General features: G+C 41.4%; 2 protein-coding genes. Both read left to right on the top strand.

The window, feature by feature from the left end; genetic code table 11:
- Positions 1 to 219 precede the first annotated feature (219 nt).
- Complete coding sequence (locus tag KDK18_RS12510; RefSeq protein WP_257255260.1) at positions 220 to 480, top strand: AbrB/MazE/SpoVT family DNA-binding domain-containing protein; 261 nt, start codon at positions 220 to 222, stop codon at positions 478 to 480.
- Complete coding sequence (locus KDK18_RS12505) at positions 477 to 896, top strand: PIN domain-containing protein (RefSeq protein WP_257255259.1); 420 nt, start codon at positions 477 to 479, stop codon at positions 894 to 896. The genes KDK18_RS12510 and KDK18_RS12505 overlap by 4 nt, the downstream gene beginning before the upstream one ends.
- Positions 897 to 1,026 lie beyond the last annotated feature (130 nt).

Here is a 1,026-nt window from a genome sequence, read left to right as displayed (position 1 = left end):
TGTAGACGTATTAAAAAGAAAGCAAATATAAGCTAGAGGTCAATAATTTCAGGGGTTTTCATGACTTTTACCTGCCCATCTATGCCAATCGCATATTTATGAATTTTCATCATCATCCATTTTCACGCATGCGTGGGAATACGTACAGCCTTCCTTGATGATGTGGAGCTTCACTGCTAGTTTAGTATTACTTATTTTCGATAGTAATACGGTGTTCTTATGCCTAAGTTGACCAGTAAAAGACAAGTAACCATACCTCAGGATGTCTGTAACAAACTGGGGCTTGTTCCTGGTGATACTCTGAAGGTTTTTGAGCGGGATGGAGTCGCTCATTTGGTAAAAATGTCTAGTGAAACACTCTCAGGTACATTAGCTTGTGTAAAAGTCACAGAGTCTGAATCTGCGGTAAACCAGGGTGATCTGGATTTTAAAGAAATTTTGAGAAAAAAAGCTGCCAGAAAATTCAGAGGTCAGGAATGATTGCTGTAGATACCAATGTGCTGATTCGCTATTTACTGCAGCCAGTGGACAGTCAAAACCCGCCTTGGCAAACTCAAAAGGCTGTCCTTACAATAGACTCTGCGGAAAAGGTTTTTTTGTCGGACATAGTATTGGCTGAAACCGAATGGGTGATGGAGGCTGTTTTTAATTTGACCAGAAATGATATCCATCCAGTGTTTTATGAGTTGGCAGCCAGTACCCGTTTTTTGTTTGAAGACTGGGAGGCACTCCAACGTGCCCTGATGGATTATAAAACTTATCCAAAAGTGGATTTATCCGACTGCCTTATTGCCAGACGAGCCCATAACAATGGGGCTGAAACACTCTATACGTTTGAGAGCAATCGTAAACTGGGTGCATTACCAATAGTGACCACTCTTACTGTTCGTCATTAAATGCTACAAAAAACGATTCCATACAAAGTGGCTAACTTAATAGAGCTTCGATTAAGTACCCTGCGGCAAAATCATGAAAGTGTCTGCCCAGCAAGGACTTCAGCCAGATAGCGTGTACTCATAGCGGCTT

It is taken from the genome of Endozoicomonas sp. SESOKO3, assembly GCF_024606255.1.
The sequence above is the reverse complement of the archived record's forward strand: the minus strand, read 5'-3'. Positions and strand labels throughout refer to the sequence as shown.

Bases quoted from the DNA above. Each gene is read 5' to 3' on its own strand.
- KDK18_RS12510 (WP_257255260.1), top strand. From the start codon at position 220: ATGCCTAAGTTGACCAGTAAAAGACAAGTAACCATACCTCAGGATGTC.
- KDK18_RS12505 (WP_257255259.1), top strand. From the start codon at position 477: ATGATTGCTGTAGATACCAATGTGCTGATTCGCTATTTACTGCAGCCA.